The 14,620-nt window shown below is 61.3% G+C and carries 15 protein-coding genes; 9 read left to right on the top strand and 6 right to left on the bottom strand.

The window, feature by feature from the left end:
* Positions 1–87 precede the first annotated feature (87 nt).
* Positions 88–996: an OmpA family protein gene (locus J4D52_RS23405; RefSeq protein ID WP_102677763.1), complete on the bottom strand. Its 909-nt coding sequence runs from the start codon at positions 994–996 to the stop codon at positions 88–90.
* A gap of 156 nt (positions 997–1,152) precedes the next feature.
* Between J4D52_RS23405 and pyrC the strand changes: the two genes are divergently transcribed.
* Together pyrC and rnt are read left to right on the top strand one after the other, a co-directional pair.
* Positions 1,153–2,199 (top strand): dihydroorotase, encoded by a 1,047-nt coding sequence (gene pyrC, locus J4D52_RS23400; RefSeq protein ID WP_025806003.1) that lies wholly within the window; start codon positions 1,153–1,155, stop codon positions 2,197–2,199.
* Positions 2,196–2,870: a ribonuclease T gene (rnt, locus tag J4D52_RS23395; RefSeq protein ID WP_009050553.1), complete on the top strand. Its 675-nt coding sequence runs from the start codon at positions 2,196–2,198 to the stop codon at positions 2,868–2,870. Before pyrC ends, rnt begins: the two co-directional genes overlap by 4 nt.
* A 70-nt stretch (positions 2,871–2,940) precedes the next feature.
* On the opposite strand, the gene J4D52_RS23390 is transcribed toward rnt, so the two are convergent.
* Positions 2,941–3,543 (bottom strand): peroxiredoxin, encoded by a 603-nt coding sequence (locus J4D52_RS23390; RefSeq protein WP_007922432.1) that lies wholly within the window; start codon positions 3,541–3,543, stop codon positions 2,941–2,943.
* Between the two features lie 327 nt (positions 3,544–3,870).
* Between J4D52_RS23390 and J4D52_RS23385 the strand changes: the two genes are divergently transcribed.
* Entirely contained in the window at positions 3,871–4,089 is a 219-nt protein-coding gene (locus J4D52_RS23385) for a bacterioferritin-associated ferredoxin (RefSeq protein WP_007922430.1), read from the top strand.
* Positions 4,090–4,290: 201 nt separating this feature from the next.
* A complete protein-coding gene (gene bfr, locus J4D52_RS23380; protein WP_009050554.1) occupies positions 4,291–4,764 on the top strand; it encodes a bacterioferritin in 474 nt (157 codons plus the stop codon).
* Positions 4,765–4,886: 122 nt separating this feature from the next.
* Here bfr and grxD read toward each other — a convergent pair whose 3' ends face one another.
* From grxD to J4D52_RS23365, 3 genes are all read right to left on the bottom strand, one after another.
* Complete coding sequence (gene grxD / locus J4D52_RS23375; RefSeq protein ID WP_007922425.1) at positions 4,887–5,225, bottom strand: Grx4 family monothiol glutaredoxin; 339 nt, start codon at positions 5,223–5,225, stop codon at positions 4,887–4,889.
* A 96-nt stretch (positions 5,226–5,321) separates the two neighbouring features.
* Positions 5,322–7,430 carry a molybdopterin oxidoreductase family protein gene (locus tag J4D52_RS23370; RefSeq protein ID WP_102677761.1) on the bottom strand — a complete coding sequence of 703 codons (2,109 nt, stop codon included), beginning with the start codon at positions 7,428–7,430 and terminating at the stop codon, positions 5,322–5,324.
* 126 nt (positions 7,431–7,556) lie between these two features.
* The gene (locus tag J4D52_RS23365; RefSeq protein ID WP_102677760.1) at positions 7,557–7,850 is read right to left on the bottom strand and encodes a hypothetical protein; all 294 of its coding nucleotides are present in this window, start codon (positions 7,848–7,850) and stop codon (positions 7,557–7,559) included.
* Positions 7,851–8,355: 505 nt separating this feature from the next.
* On the opposite strand from J4D52_RS23365, the gene argF reads away from it, so the two are divergent.
* Positions 8,356–9,276 (top strand): ornithine carbamoyltransferase, encoded by a 921-nt coding sequence (gene argF, locus J4D52_RS23360; protein WP_025806006.1) that lies wholly within the window; start codon positions 8,356–8,358, stop codon positions 9,274–9,276.
* On the top strand, positions 9,273–10,382 hold the full coding sequence (locus tag J4D52_RS23355) for an ABC transporter ATP-binding protein (protein ID WP_025806007.1): 1,110 nt from the start codon (positions 9,273–9,275) through the stop codon (positions 10,380–10,382). Before argF ends, J4D52_RS23355 begins: the two co-directional genes overlap by 4 nt.
* A 97-nt stretch (positions 10,383–10,479) precedes the next feature.
* Here the strand turns inward: J4D52_RS23355 and ybaK are convergent, their stop codons facing one another.
* Positions 10,480–10,950, bottom strand: a complete 471-nt coding sequence (gene ybaK, locus J4D52_RS23350) for a Cys-tRNA(Pro) deacylase (protein WP_016703437.1) — start codon at positions 10,948–10,950, stop codon at positions 10,480–10,482.
* Between the two features lie 383 nt (positions 10,951–11,333).
* Here ybaK and J4D52_RS23345 point away from each other — a divergent pair, with 383 nt between their 5' ends.
* The 3 genes from J4D52_RS23345 to J4D52_RS23335 all read left to right on the top strand — a co-directional run bounded on the left by J4D52_RS23345 (position 11,334) and on the right by J4D52_RS23335 (position 14,620).
* Positions 11,334–12,185 carry an MIP/aquaporin family protein gene (locus J4D52_RS23345; protein WP_025806008.1) on the top strand — a complete coding sequence of 284 codons (852 nt, stop codon included), beginning with the start codon at positions 11,334–11,336 and terminating at the stop codon, positions 12,183–12,185.
* A gap of 78 nt (positions 12,186–12,263) precedes the next feature.
* The gene (gene glpK / locus J4D52_RS23340; RefSeq protein WP_025806009.1) at positions 12,264–13,769 is read left to right on the top strand and encodes a glycerol kinase GlpK; all 1,506 of its coding nucleotides are present in this window, start codon (positions 12,264–12,266) and stop codon (positions 13,767–13,769) included.
* Between the two features lie 95 nt (positions 13,770–13,864).
* Positions 13,865–14,620, top strand: coding sequence for a DeoR/GlpR family transcriptional regulator (locus J4D52_RS23335; RefSeq protein ID WP_007922413.1), 756 nt, complete (start codon positions 13,865–13,867; stop codon positions 14,618–14,620).

Here is a 14,620-nt window from a genome sequence, read left to right as displayed (position 1 = left end):
CGATCAACGCGGATAATTTACAGAGGCGCGACAGCTTATGACGACGAAGCGACAGATTATGTCGAGCGGGCGACGACGACAGCCGTTTCAGGAAGTCGCCGCGGCGTTGGCGGGAGCAGCAGCCTGGGGCGCCGGCTTTTCCGCGACCGGGACACGTTGCAGCTGAACGTTGACCCGACGATTCTTCGCCCGGTTCGCCGCGTTGGTGTTGGACGCCAACGGGTAGCGTTCGCCGTGGAAGCGCATCTCGATCTGCGATTCGGGAATGCCGTTGGCCTTGAAGAACTCCATCACCGCCAGCGCTCGGCGCCGCGACAGGTCACGGTTGGTCAAGCGGTTGCCGCTATTGTCCGAGTGGCCGTCGAGCTGGATGTGATTGACCGTCGGATCGGCCTTGAGGAACTCCAGCATCACCTGCAGCCTGGCCTTGGCCTTGGCGTCCAGATCGATACCGCCCCCGGGGAAGCCGACCTCGGACTGCCGGACCTGATCGAAGTTCTTCGGCAACAACTTGGCGACGCAGCTTTGGTAGTCGCCATACGCCTTGCTGAACCTGACCGGCAACAAGCGCACCTCGGACACCCCGCCCTCGCGGGAATAATGGCGGACCACCGGGCTGCGCCCTTCCATCAGCCCACCGATCAGCCGCCCGGCCTGCAGTTGCGAGCTGTTGAACAGCACATCGCCACTGCCGAGCCGCACCGACCCCAGGTTGATGTCGCCCCGCCCAGGCTGCCACGGCGCAGCCGCCGCGAGCAGCGTGGCCGAACCGCCACCGAGCATCGGGTTGTAGGCCTTGAGGCGGAAGGTCGCCTGCTCGCCGGCACGGCGCACGAACTCCCCGGAACCGAAATCGGTGATCGGCTGGCTCAGACGGCACTCGAATTTATCGCCTTCGACCGTCCACTCAATGCTCTCCAGACGGGTCTGGAAAGTCAGCGCCATCGCGGGAAGACTGGCGAACACACTGAGCAAGGCTAGATAACGCTGGCGCACGGGAGGCTCCACTGACTTGTACATCACGAAAATCGAAATGCCTGTTTACGGCATACCTCCGGGATATCGGAAGCTTCACGCAAAACTTGATAGCGAGTGCCTGGAAGAGTCTTTTCCGGTAGCATTCACCGGAGTTTGACCCGCCTGGAATCCCCAATGTCCGACCGCCTGACCCTGCTGCGTCCCGACGACTGGCATATTCATCTTCGCGATGGTGCCGTGTTGACCAATACTGTCGCGGATGTCGCGCGCACCTTTGGCCGCGCCATCATCATGCCTAACCTGGTACCTCCGGTGCGCAACGCCGCTGAAGCCGACGCCTATCGCCAGCGCATTCTCGCTGCGCGGCCGGCCGGCAGCCGCTTCGAGCCGCTGATGGTGCTCTACCTTACCGATCGCACGCAGCCCGAAGAAATTCGCGCGGCCAAGGCCAGTGGTTTCGTCCATGCCGCCAAGCTCTATCCGGCCGGTGCGACCACCAACTCTGACTCGGGCGTCACCAGCATCGACAAGATCTTCCCGGCGCTGGAGGCCATGGCCGAAGTCGGCCTGCCGCTGCTGGTCCACGGCGAAGTCACCCGCAGTGAAGTCGACGTGTTCGACCGCGAGAAGCAGTTCATCGACGAGCACATGCGCCGCGTCGTCGAGCGCTTCCCGACGCTCAAGGTGGTGTTCGAACACATCACCACCCGTGACGCCGTGCAGTTCGTCAACGAGGCTTCGGCCAACGTCGGCGCGACCATCACCGCCCATCACTTGCTGTACAACCGCAACCACATGCTGGTCGGCGGCATTCGCCCGCACTTCTATTGCCTGCCGATTCTCAAGCGCAACCTGCACCAGGAAGCGCTGCTCGACGCCGCCACCAGCGGCAGCCAGAAGTTCTTCCTCGGCACCGACTCCGCGCCCCACGCCCAGCACGCCAAAGAAGCGGCCTGCGGCTGTGCCGGCTGCTACACCGCCTATGCCGCGATCGAGTTGTACGCCGAGGCCTTCGAACAGCGCAACGCGCTGGACAAGCTGGAAGCCTTCGCCAGCCTCAACGGCCCGCGCTTCTACGGCCTGCCGGCCAACACCGATCGCATCACCCTGGTTCGTGAAGAATGGACCGCCCCTGCCAGCCTGCCTTTCGGCGAGCTGACTGTCATCCCGCTGCGCGCCGGTGAAAAACTGCGCTGGCGCCTGCTGGAGGAACACGCGTGAGTGAAGACCATTTCGACGACGAGCAGGACGGTCACAACGGCGGTGGCTCGCGTCATCCAATGGCGGCACGCTTTCGTGGTTACCTGCCGGTAGTCGTCGACGTTGAAACCGGTGGTTTCAACTCGGCCACCGATGCCTTGCTGGAAATTGCCGCGACCATCATCGGCATGGACGAAAAGGGCTTCGTGTTCCCCGAACACACCCTGTTTTTCCGCGTAGAGCCTTTCGAAGGCGCCAACATCGAAGCCGCGGCGCTGGAGTTCACCGGGATCAAGCTCGACCATCCGCTGCGCATGGCCGTCAGTGAAGAAACCGCGCTGAACGATATCTTCCGCAGCGTGCGCAAGGCGCTGAAGGCCAACGGCTGCAAACGCGCGATCCTGGTCGGGCACAACAGCAGCTTCGACCTGGGCTTCCTCAACGCGGCTGTCGCGCGCCTGGACATGAAGCGCAACCCGTTTCACCCGTTCTCCAGCTTCGACACCGCGACGCTTGCCGGCCTGGCCTACGGCCAAACCGTGCTAGCCAAGGCGTGCCAGGCTGCCGACATCGACTTCGATGGCCGTGAGGCGCACTCCGCCCGCTACGACACCGAGAAGACTGCCGACCTGTTCTGCGGCATCGTCAATCGCTGGAAGGAAATGGGCGGTTGGGAAGACTTCAACGACTGATACCGTCGCTGATCGACCGCGCATAAAAAAACCGGCCCTGAGGCCGGTTTTTTTATGCGTGAAGCGCGGCTTACAGCTTGCCGGCGTTCTCGCTCAGGTAAGCAGCAACGCCTTCTGGCGAAGCGGTCATACCCTTGTCGCCCTTCTTCCAGTTGGCCGGGCAGACTTCGCCGTGCTCTTCGTGGAACTGCAGAGCGTCGACCAGACGGATCAGCTCTTCCATGTTACGGCCCAGTGGCAGGTCGTTGACGATCTGCGAACGAACGACACCTTTGTCGTCGATCAGGAACGCGCCACGGAAAGCCACGCCGCCTTCGGACTCAACGTCGTAGGCCTTGGCGATGTCGTGCTTCATGTCGGCAGCCATGATGTACTGAACCTGACCGATGCCGCCGGCATTGATCGGGGTGTTGCGCCAGGCGTTGTGGGTGAAGTGCGAGTCGATCGAAACAGCGATCACTTCAACGTTGCGTGCCTTGAAGTCAGCCATGCGGTGGTCCAGGGCGATCAGCTCGGACGGGCAGACGAAGGTGAAGTCCAGCGGGTAGAAGAACACCAGGCCGTATTTGCCTTTGATGGCCGAGGACAGGGTGAAGCTGTCGACGATTTCGCCATTGCCGAGAACGGCGGGAACGGTGAAGTCAGGGGCTTGTTTGCCTACGAGTACGCTCATTGGATATCTCCTGGTGTGATCGAATAGAAGAATGAGATCCAGCCCAGTTTGCCGCCGCCAAGCGACAGCCCTGTGACTCGATCCCGCTTCGTAAGGACCGCACATCATACACCGCGTTTTTGAGCTGTCCTTAGTGGTTTTTCCATCCCCCGGGTTCAGGCCGCAAAAAAGCCGGCCAGCCGGACAACTCGTCCCCCCTGGTAGAAAAAACCGTTCGTCTGCCAGATACGCATCTGGCAAAAAGCCCCAGGAAACCACTTTGACAATCATTCTCGTTAACATTAAGATCCGTCGCATTGAGCCATAACCAGCGACGGTTCTCACCTTATGTATGTCTGCCTCTGCACTGGCGTCACCGACGGACAAATCCGCGATGCAATCTACGACGGTTGCTGCAGCTATCGTGAAGTGCGCCAAGCGACCGGCGTTGCCAGTCAATGTGGCAAATGTGCCTGCCTCGCCAAGCAGGTGGTACGTGAAACCCTGACCGAGTTGCAAAGCAGCCAGCCAGCGATTCCTTACCCAGTAGAATTTAATGTTGCGTAATTAGCGTCATTTAAAAGAGCCGGACTTCGTGTCCGGCTTTTTTATGCCTGTAATTCAATCGCTTAGCGTCAAAACGCGGAACACAAACATTCTTATTCCGATTAATTTTCATATATTATTCAATAACTTAGGTTTGACACTAATCATTGTGCGGCTCAGACTCTGCCTTATATACCGCTAATTACAGGGCAGGACCCCATCATGAAAGGCGACATCACAGTCATCCAGCATCTCAACAAGATCCTTGCCAATGAACTGGTCGCGATCAATCAGTACTTCCTGCACGCACGCATGTACGAAGACTGGGGCCTGAACAAGCTGGGCAAGCACGAATACCACGAGTCCATCGACGAGATGAAGCATGCGGACAAGCTGATCAAGCGCATCCTCTTCCTCGAAGGCCTGCCAAACGTCCAAGACCTTGGCAAACTGCACATCGGCGAACACACCAAGGAAATGCTCGAGTGCGACCTGCGCATCGAGCGTACCGGCCATGCCGACCTGAAAGCCGCCATCGCCCATTGCGAATCGGTTGGCGACTTCGGTAGCCGCGAGCTGCTGGAAGACATCCTGGAGTCGGAAGAAGAACATATCGACTGGCTGGAAACCCAACTGGGCCTGATCGATAAAGTCGGCCTGGAAAACTACCTGCAATCGCAGATGGGCGACGAGTAACTTCTCTCAAAGTTCAGCCCATAAAAAAGCCCCGCCTCTCTCACGAGGGCGGGGCTTTTTATTGCGTGGACACATCCACACAACCGGCAGGAGCGAAGGTGTCGCTCCTGCCGGAGGGCAAATCAGGCTTCGGTCTTGGCAGCGGCTTTTTCAGCGGCGGCCTTGATCAGGGTCTGCAACTCACCATTGGCGAACATCTCAGCCATGATGTCGCTGCCGCCGACCAGTTCGCCGGCTACCCACAGTTGCGGGAAAGTCGGCCAGTTGGCGTATTTAGGCAGGTTGGCGCGGATTTCCGGGTTCTGCAGGATGTCCACGTAAGCGAACTTCTCACCACAACCCATCACGGCCTGAGCGGCTTTCGCGGAGAAGCCACACTGCGGGGCATTCGGCGAGCCTTTCATGTAAAGCAGAATGGTGTTGTTGGCAATCTGCTCTTTAATAGTTTCGATGATATCCATGGAGCACCTCGGCTGAACTTTCCGACTCTGTTGTCGACACGGTGGCGCATTGTAACGGAAAGCCGAGCGCCATGCTCGGCCTCTCCGACAGACTCCTCAGGCCGCCTCCACCTTCACCGGCACGCCATTGAGCGCCGCATTGCCCGATAGCTCGTCCAGCTGACGCTCGTCGGTCAGGTCATTGGCGCTCGACCCCGGTTGCGCCATCGCGATACTCATCTGCACGCCCGGCCGACCATGCCCCCAGCCATGGGGCAGGCTGACCACCCCGGGCATCATCTCGCTGCTGGCCAGGACTTCCACTTCGATCGCCCCGACCCGCGAACTGACCCGCACGCGCTGCCCGTCAGCCAGCCCCCGCTGGGCCAGATCATCGGGATTCATCAGCAACTGATGCCGTGGCTTGCCCTTCACCAACCGATGGTAGTTGTGCATCCACGAATTATTGCTGCGCACATGGCGCCGGCCGATCATCACCAGTTCATCGGCCGCCGGAGCCTGCAACGCAGCAAAGCGCTCGAGGTCCGCCATGATCGGCGCAGGAGCGGCCTGCACCCGGCGGCTCTCGGTTTTCAGGCGAGCCGCCAGATTGGACTTGAGCGGCCCCAGGTCGATCCCGTGGGGGTAATCGGCCAGAGCTGCCACCGACAAGTTGAATTCGGACGCCTCGCCATACCGCCCCGCTCGCAGTCCCCTGTCGATCATCTGCGCCGGCGGCACGGTCGGCTTGAGCTCCTTGCCGGTCCGCGCAGCGAAGGCCCTGGCCAGGCCGACGAAGATTTCCCAGTCATGCAGCGCGCCTTCGGGCTTGGGCAGGATCGCCCGGTTGAAGCGGCTGACATTGCGCACTGCAAACATATTGAACGTGGTGTCGTAGTGATCGTTCTCCAGGGCCGAGGTCGATGGCAGGATCAGGTCCGCATAACGGGTGGTTTCGTTGATGTACAAATCGATGCTGACCATGAACTCCAGGCCATCCAGCGCCTGCTCCAGCTGTCGTCCGTTGGGGGTGGAAAGCACCGGATTGCCAGCCACCGTGATCAGCGCCCGCACCTGCCCGTCCCCTTCGGTGAGCATCTCTTCGGCCAGGGCCGATACCGGCAGTTCGCCGCCATATTCGGGGCGTCCGGAAACCCGGCTTTGCCAGGCATTGAAGTGCCCGCCCGAAGTCGCCGCCACCAGATCCACCGCCGGCTCGGTACACAGGGCGCCACCGACCCGATCGAGATTGCCGGTCACCAGATTGAGCAGTTGCACCAGCCAATGACAGAGGGTGCCGAACGACTGGGTGGACACGCCCATCCGGCCATAACACACAGCCCTGTCCGCTGCAGCGAAGTCCCGCGCCAACTGGCGGATCTGCTGCGCCGGCACCGAGCATAAAGGGCTCATGGCTTCGGCACTGAAGCGGGAAATGGCCTCACGCACCTCGGCCAGGCCATCCACCAGCAGATGGCTGTCACGCGTCAGCCCCTCCGCGAAGATCGTATGCAGCATGCCGAACAGCAGCGCCACGTCCCCGCCGGGACGGACAAACACATGCTGGTCGGCCATGGCCGCCGTCTCGCTGCGCCGCGGGTCGACCACCACCACTTTGCCGCCACGCCCCTGGATCGCCTTCAGACGCTTCTCCACATCCGGCACGGTCATGATGCTGCCGTTGGACGCCAGCGGATTGCCGCCCAGGATCAGCATGAAGTCGGTGTTATCGATATCCGGGATCGGCAGCAACAGCCCGTGGCCGTACATCAGGTAGCTGCTCAGGTGCTGCGGCAACTGATCCACCGAGGTGGCGGAAAAGCGGTTCTGGGTTTTCAGCAGGCCGAGGAAATAGTTGCTGTGGGTCATCAACCCATAGTTGTGCACGCTGGGATTGCCCTGATAGACCGCCACCGCATTGTTGCCGTGCCGCTCCTGGATCGCCGCCAGGCGCTCGGCCACCAGCTTGAAGGCCTCATCCCACTCGATCGCCTGCCAATCGCTGCCAACCCTGCGCATGGGCTGACGCAACCGATCCGGGTCGTTCTGGATGTCCTGCAGCGCCACCGCCTTGGGGCAGATATGGCCGCGGCTGAAGCTGTCCTGGGCATCGCCCTTGATCGAGGTGATCTGCGGGCCGGCGCCGTCGGCTTCGGTGGTTTCGATGGTCAGGCCGCAGATGGCTTCACACAGGTGGCAGGCACGGTGATGGAGAGTCTTGGTCATGGCCAGTCTCTATTTTATTCGGGGCGGCCAGCGTCAGGCCGCGGGAACAAAACTATGGTGCCAGACCGGCATCAGCGCCAGGGACGTTCATCTTGTGAATCGGCAAGCATCAAGCCAGCCGATGGCTCAGTTGGAGGGCAGCCTCGGAGTGTCGTCCTGCCGGGCGATCGGCGTCATACTGTCCACCGGCGCCTCGCTGCCCTGCACCCCGCTGAATTCGGCAAGCAGCCGCCAGTGCTCATCGAGATTGCTGCTGATGGTCATCATGCGATCGATCATCTGCCGCGCGGCGTTGCGCGTGGTGCTGTCTTCGCTGCGCAGCAACTCGAAGGACATCGAGGTGATCGATGCCGTCAGGTCGGTCAGGGTTCGCGTCGTCAACCCCAACAGTGTCTTCAGTTGCTGTTCTTTCGAGTCCATTCCAAGCACTTCCCTGTTGCCGGTGCGCATTTATAACCCCAGCCCTTTGCCTTAGGAAATATTTCTGGCCGATATCCCCTGCCGCGAGCCTTCCGTTGCCTGCCTGGCTCAAAGTACCCAAGAGCCGAGCAGAGAAAAATGCAGCCCGCGCCAGCCATATGCCTGATAGCGGCATGCGCCACCAGGTGCGTTGCAAAGCGGCCGAGGCGCAGTGTACAAATGCTGCTCCGGACCTACGCAAAGTGGATTGGCTCCACATCGGACCGGACCGATCTGAACAGGCTGTAAACGTCACGAATGGCCCATTTTTTGGCCCAGACCACTCGCTGCAAGTGGTGAAAGCCTTAGAAACCAAGCCTGCTATTGGTAAGACGCGACATTTAATTATAAGATCGCGCCTTCCCCTATTTCGTCGCCCCGTGCGGCTTTCGCCGCAGGTCTCGCCCGTTTCTCGATAAAACAAGGCTTTGAGTATCTGCGGTCTGTTGCAAAAAGGTAGTTAATGATGAGCGCAAGGCACTTTCTCTCCCTGATGGATTGCACGCCCGAAGAGCTGGTCAGCGTGATTCGTCGAGGCATCGAGCTGAAGGACCTGCGTAATCGCGGCGTACTCTTCGAGCCCCTGAAAAACCGCGTTCTCGGGATGATTTTCGAGAAGTCGTCTACCCGCACCCGCCTGTCTTTCGAAGCCGGCATGATCCAGCTCGGTGGCCAGGCAATCTTCCTGTCCCCGCGCGACACCCAGCTGGGTCGTGGCGAGCCGATCAGCGACTGCGCCATCGTCATGTCGCGCATGCTCGACGCGGTGATGATCCGTACCTTTGCCCACAGCACCCTGACCGAGTTTGCGGCCAACTCCCGCGTACCGGTGATCAACGGCCTGTCCGACGACCTGCATCCGTGCCAGTTGCTGGCCGACATGCAAACCTTCCTCGAACACCGCGGCTCGATCCAGGGCAAGACCGTGGCCTGGATCGGCGACGGCAACAACATGTGCAACAGCTATATAGAAGCGGCGATCCAGTTCGACTTCCAACTGCGCATCGCCTGTCCCGAAGGCTACGACCCCAACCCTGAATTCGTCGCCCGCGCCGGCGACCGGGTGAGCATCGTGCGCGATCCGAAAGACGCGGTGATCGGCGCCCACCTGGTGAGCACCGATGTCTGGACCTCCATGGGCCAGGAAGAAGAAACCGCCCTGCGCCTCAAGCTGTTCGCGCCGTTCCAGGTCAATCGCGCACTGCTCGACCTGGCCGCCGAAGACGTGCTGTTCATGCACTGCCTGCCCGCTCACCGTGGCGAAGAAATCAGCCTCGACCTGCTGGACGATCCGCGCTCCGTCGCGTGGGACCAGGCAGAAAACCGTCTCCACGCACAAAAGGCCCTGCTCGAGTTTCTGGTCGAGCCGGCGTACCACCACGCATGAGCCAGCCATTACTGCTTAACCTGCGCAATCTCGCCTGCGGCTACCAGGACCAACGGGTCGTGCAGAACCTCAACCTGCACCTCAACGCCGGCGATATCGGTTGCCTGCTCGGTTCCTCCGGCTGTGGCAAGACCACCACCCTGCGCGCGATTGCCGGTTTCGAACCGGTGCACGAAGGTGAAATCCAACTGGCCGGCGAAACCATCTCCAGCGCCGGCTTCACCCTGGCACCGGAGCGCCGCCGGATCGGCATGGTGTTCCAGGACTACGCCCTGTTCCCGCACCTCAGCGTGGCGGACAACATTGCCTTCGGCATCCGCAAGCATCCGCAGAAGAACCGGGTGGTCGAGGAACTGCTGGAACTGGTCAACCTGAAGAACCTCGGCAAGCGTTTCCCCCACGAGCTGTCCGGCGGCCAGCAGCAGCGCGTCGCACTGGCCCGGGCACTGGCGCCGGAACCGCAGTTGCTGCTGCTCGACGAACCCTTCTCCAACCTCGATGGCGAACTGCGGCGCAAGCTCAGCCACGAAGTGCGCGACATCCTCAAGGCACGGGGCACCAGTGCGATCCTGGTGACCCACGACCAGGAAGAAGCCTTCGCCGTCAGCGATCACGTCGGGGTGTTCAAGGAAGGCCGCCTGGAGCAATGGGACACGCCGTACAACCTCTATCACGAACCGCTGACGCCGTTCGTGGCGAGTTTTATCGGCCAGGGTTATTTCATCCGTGGCCAGCTGGACAGCCCGGAATCGGTGCAGACCGAGCTCGGTGTACTGCGCGGCAACCGCGCCTACACCTGGCCGCCCGGCGGCGCGGTGGATGTGCTGCTACGCCCGGACGACATCGTTTATGCACCGGACAGCGCCCTCAAGGCGCGGATCGTCGGCAAGAGTTTCCAGGGCGCCTCGACCCTGTACCGCCTGCAACTGCCGACCGGCAGCCAGCTGGAATCGATCTTCCCGAGCCACGCCGATCACCTGGTCGGCGCTGACGTGGGAATCCGCGTGGCCGCCGAACACCTGGTGCTGTTCCAGGCCTCCGGCAGCACCGCGGCGCAACTGCCACAGGCCGAATCAGGCGTTCGCCGCTACAGCAGCGCCCAGTGACATCCCACAGGAGCCGGTTCGCCGGCTCCTGTGTCGTGACGCCCCCTCATCTTCCCCCCTTCCAGACAGATACTGAGACCTCAGGCTGCGCGCCGAATCAGTCGCGACCGATATCGGCGAAGGTCGCCTGGGTGTGTTCGGCCAGCACGGCAGCCGCGAGTTCGACCTCAAGCCCGCGCCGACCAGCACTGACGAAGATGCTGGCAAAGGGTTGCGCACTGTTGTCGATAAAGGTGCGCAGGCGCTTTTTCTGCCCCAGCGGGCTGATGCCGCCCAGCAGGTAACCGGTCGCTCGTTGCGCGGCAGCCGGGTCGGCCATCTCGGCTTTTTTCACCCCAGCGGCGTGTGCCAGGGCCTTGAGGTCGAGACTTCCGACGACCGGCACCACAGCCACCAGCAATTCGCCCTTTTCACTGCTGGCCAACAGCGTCTTGAACACCTGCGCCGGATCGAGGCCAAGCTTTTCCGCTGCCTCCAGACCATAGGAAGCCGCCTTTGGGTCGTGTTCATAACTGTGCACCCGATGTTCGGCGCGAACTTTTTTCAGCAGATCCAGTGCAGGGGTCATGGCAACTCCATAGGCAGGGAAAACAACAGAAACAATGCCGGCGATTCTAGGATATCCGCCCGCAAAAGGCTCTATTCCAAGGCTCATCCTCCAGCCCAGGCAGCCGCCGGCACCAGGCTGGCCGCGCCTTCTGCGCAAAACCCGCAAGCTTCCCGCAAGATCATTCACACAACTGATAGTTATAAAATGACCAATGGTTCACTTTCGACCTTTGACAGTAATGTTTCTTGTCTATATTTTTTCGTTTGCGAATATCATGTGCTAGATCCAACAGCCGTACCCAGCAGTAAGCCGCGCCCAGGATGGGGATCCTGCCGACGGTGAAAATCGCGCTCGGCGCCCTTTACGCCAGTGCCAGACAACAACAAAAACCGAGGTTTTCCATGACAACTGCGTTACAACAACCGTCGCTCTCCGGCCAGTGCATGGCCGAATTCCTGGGTACAGCCTTGTTGATCTTCTTCGGCACCGGTTGCGTCGCCGCGCTCAAGGTCGCGGGTGCCAGCTTTGGCTTGTGGGAAATCAGCATCATCTGGGGGATCGGCGTGAGCATGGCGATCTACCTCACCGCCGGCGTTTCCGGCGCGCACCTCAACCCCGCGGTCAGTATCGCGCTGTGCATCTTTGCCGACTTCGAGAAGCGCAAGCTGCCGTTCTACATCTTTTCCCAGATCGCCGGCGCCTTCTGCGCGGCGCTGCTGGTCTACACGCTGTACAGCAACCTGTTCTTCGATTACGAACAAGCCCACCAGATGGTCCGCGGCTCCCAGGCCAGCCTCGAGTTGGCGTCGGTGTTCTCCACCTTTCCCAACCCGGCGCTGTCCACCGCCCAGGCGTTCCTGGTCGAAGTGGTGATTACCGCGATCCTGATGGGCGTGATCATGTCCCTGACCGACGACAACAACGGCTTGCCACGCGGTCCGATGGCGCCGCTGCTGATCGGCCTGCTGATTGCCGTGATCGGCAGTGCCATGGGTCCGCTGACCGGTTTCGCGATGAACCCGGCGCGGGATTTTGGTCCTAAACTGATGACATTCTTCATGGGTTGGGGCGAGGTTTCCTTCACCGGCGGCCGCGATATTCCGTACTTCCTGGTTCCGATCTTCGCGCCGATTGTCGGTGCCTGCCTCGGCGCCGTGGCTTACCGCGGGCTGATTGCCCGTCACCTGCCAACCGTCGCCCCTGCTCCAACGGATGCCGAAAAAGCCATTGACGGCAAAGTAAGAACTTCTTGAAACCGGTGGCGCAAGGTCCTGCCCAATCCCGACCTGCGCCTCTTGCCCACTTCCTTATTTTTGTCCAAGGCAATCGACATGACCGACATTCAGAATAAAAACTACATCATTGCCCTCGATCAGGGTACGACCAGCTCCCGCGCGATCATCTTCGATCGCGACGCCAACGTCGTGTGCACCGCCCAGCGCGAATTCGCCCAGCATTACCCGCAAGCCGGCTGGGTCGAACACGACCCGATGGAAATCTTCGCCACCCAGAGCGCGGTGATGGTCGAGGCCCTGGCGCAAGCCGGCCTGCACCATGACCAGGTCGCCGCCATCGGCATCACCAACCAGCGCGAAACCACCGTGGTCTGGGACAAGACCACCGGCCGGCCGATCTACAACGCCATCGTCTGGCAGTGCCGCCGCAGCACCGAAATCTGCCAGCAGCTCAAGCGCGATGGCCTGGAAGACTACATCCGCAACACCACCGGCCTGGTCACCGACCCGTACTTCTCCGGCACCAAACTGAAGTGGATCCTCGACAACGTCGAAGGCAGCCGCGAACGCGCGCGCAACGGCGAACTGCTGTTCGGCACCGTCGACAGCTGGCTGATCTGGAAATTCACCGGCGGCAAGACCCACGTCACCGACTACACCAACGCTTCGCGCACCATGCTCTTCAACATCCACACCCTGGAGTGGGATGCGAAGATGCTGGAAGTGCTGGATATCCCTCGGGAAATGCTGCCGGAAGTGAAATCCTCCTCGGAAATCTACGGCCGTACCAAAAGCGGTATAGCCATCGGCGGGATCGCCGGCGACCAGCAGGCCGCGCTGTTCGGTCAGATGTGCGTCGAGCCGGGCCAGGCGAAGAACACCTATGGCACTGGTTGCTTCCTGCTGATGAACACCGGCGACAAGGCGGTCAAGTCCAAGCACGGCATGCTCACCACCATCGCCTGCGGCCCTCGCGGTGAAGTGGCTTACGCCCTGGAAGGCGCAGTGTTCAACGGTGGCTCCACCGTGCAGTGGCTGCGTGACGAACTGAAGATCATCAACGACGCCCACGACACCGAATACTTCGCCAACAAGGTCAAGGACAGCAACGGCGTATACCTGGTCCCGGCCTTCACCGGCCTGGGCGCTCCGTACTGGGACCCCTACGCCCGTGGCGCGCTGTTCGGCCTGACCCGTGGCGTGCGCGTGGACCACATCATCCGCGCCGCGCTGGAATCGATCGCCTACCAGACCCGCGACGTCCTCGACGCCATGCAGCATGACTCCGGCGAACGCCTCAAGGCCCTGCGCGTGGATGGCGGCGCGGTGGCCAACAACTTCCTCATGCAGTTCCAGGCCGACATCCTCGGCACCCAGGTCGAGCGTCCGCAAATGCGCGAAACCACGGCCCTGGGCGCGGCCTACCTGGCCGGCCTGGCCTGCGGTTTCTGGGGCAGCCTGGAAGAGCTGCGCGGCAAGGCGGTGATCGAGCGCGAGTTCGAACCACAGCTGGCCGAAACCGAGAAGGAAAAGCTCTACGCCGGCTGGAAAAAAGCCGTCAGCCGCACCCGCGACTGGGAACCGCACGAAGGCGCTGAATAAGCCAAGTCGCGGATTCGTATCAGGTTGTAACTGGTCGGGAGCGGATTCCTGCGGCATCATGGGCAAATTTTGCATGGCAGCCCAAAGGAAGCCCCATGAATCTGCCTCCCCGTCAGCAGCAAATCCTCGAGCTGGTCCGCGAACGCGGCTATGTCAGCATCGAGGAGATGGCCCAGCTGTTCGTCGTTACACCGCAAACCATCCGCCGCGATATCAACCAGCTGGCGGAAGTGAACCTGTTGCGTCGCTACCATGGCGGCGCAGCCTACGACTCCAGTGTCGAAAACACCGCCTACGCCATGCGCGCCGATCAGATGCGCGACGAGAAACAACGCATCGGCGAAGCCATCGCCGCGCAGATCCCCGATCACGCCTCGCTGTTCATCAACATCGGCACCACCACCGAATCCATTGCCCGGGCGCTGCTCAATCACAGCCACCTGAAGATCATCACCAACAACCTGCACGTGGCCTCCATGCTCAGCGCCAAGGACGACTTCGACGTGCTGCTGACCGGTGGCAATGTGCGCCGCGATGGCGGGGTGGTCGGCCAGGCCAGTGTCGACTTCATCAACCAGTTCAAGGTCGACTTTGCCCTGGTCGGCATCAGCGGTATCGACGAGGACGGCAGCCTGCTGGACTTCGACTACCAGGAAGTGCGGGTTTCCCAGGCGATCATCGCCAATGCCCGCCAGGTGATCCTGGCCGCCGACTCCAGCAAATTCGGGCGCAATGCCATGATCCGCCTCGGCCCCATCAGCCTGATCGATTGCCTGGTCACCGACCAGCAGCCGGTTCCGGCGCTGACCCAGTTGCTGCAGCAGCACAAGATTCGCCTGGAAGTCGTCTGA

Origin of the sequence: Pseudomonas sp. GW460-12-10-14-TSB1, assembly GCF_017349775.1 — a bacterium.
GTDB lineage: Bacteria > Pseudomonadota > Gammaproteobacteria > Pseudomonadales > Pseudomonadaceae > Aquipseudomonas > Aquipseudomonas piscium.
The sequence above is the reverse complement of the archived record's forward strand: the minus strand, read 5'-3'. Positions and strand labels throughout refer to the sequence as shown.

Bases quoted from the DNA above. Each gene is read 5' to 3' on its own strand.
- pyrC (WP_025806003.1), top strand. From the start codon at position 1,153: ATGTCCGACCGCCTGACCCTGCTGCGTCCCGACGACTGGCATATTCAT.
- J4D52_RS23390 (WP_007922432.1), bottom strand. From the start codon at position 3,543: ATGAGCGTACTCGTAGGCAAACAAGCCCCTGACTTCACCGTTCCCGCC.
- J4D52_RS23385 (WP_007922430.1), top strand. From the start codon at position 3,871: ATGTATGTCTGCCTCTGCACTGGCGTCACCGACGGACAAATCCGCGAT.
- bfr (WP_009050554.1), top strand. From the start codon at position 4,291: ATGAAAGGCGACATCACAGTCATCCAGCATCTCAACAAGATCCTTGCC.
- grxD (WP_007922425.1), bottom strand. From the start codon at position 5,225: ATGGATATCATCGAAACTATTAAAGAGCAGATTGCCAACAACACCATT.
- J4D52_RS23370 (WP_102677761.1), bottom strand. From the start codon at position 7,430: ATGACCAAGACTCTCCATCACCGTGCCTGCCACCTGTGTGAAGCCATC.
- J4D52_RS23365 (WP_102677760.1), bottom strand. From the start codon at position 7,850: ATGGACTCGAAAGAACAGCAACTGAAGACACTGTTGGGGTTGACGACG.
- argF (WP_025806006.1), top strand. From the start codon at position 8,356: ATGAGCGCAAGGCACTTTCTCTCCCTGATGGATTGCACGCCCGAAGAG.
- J4D52_RS23355 (WP_025806007.1), top strand. From the start codon at position 9,273: ATGAGCCAGCCATTACTGCTTAACCTGCGCAATCTCGCCTGCGGCTAC.
- ybaK (WP_016703437.1), bottom strand. From the start codon at position 10,950: ATGACCCCTGCACTGGATCTGCTGAAAAAAGTTCGCGCCGAACATCGG.
- J4D52_RS23345 (WP_025806008.1), top strand. From the start codon at position 11,334: ATGACAACTGCGTTACAACAACCGTCGCTCTCCGGCCAGTGCATGGCC.
- glpK (WP_025806009.1), top strand. From the start codon at position 12,264: ATGACCGACATTCAGAATAAAAACTACATCATTGCCCTCGATCAGGGT.
- J4D52_RS23335 (WP_007922413.1), top strand. From the start codon at position 13,865: ATGAATCTGCCTCCCCGTCAGCAGCAAATCCTCGAGCTGGTCCGCGAA.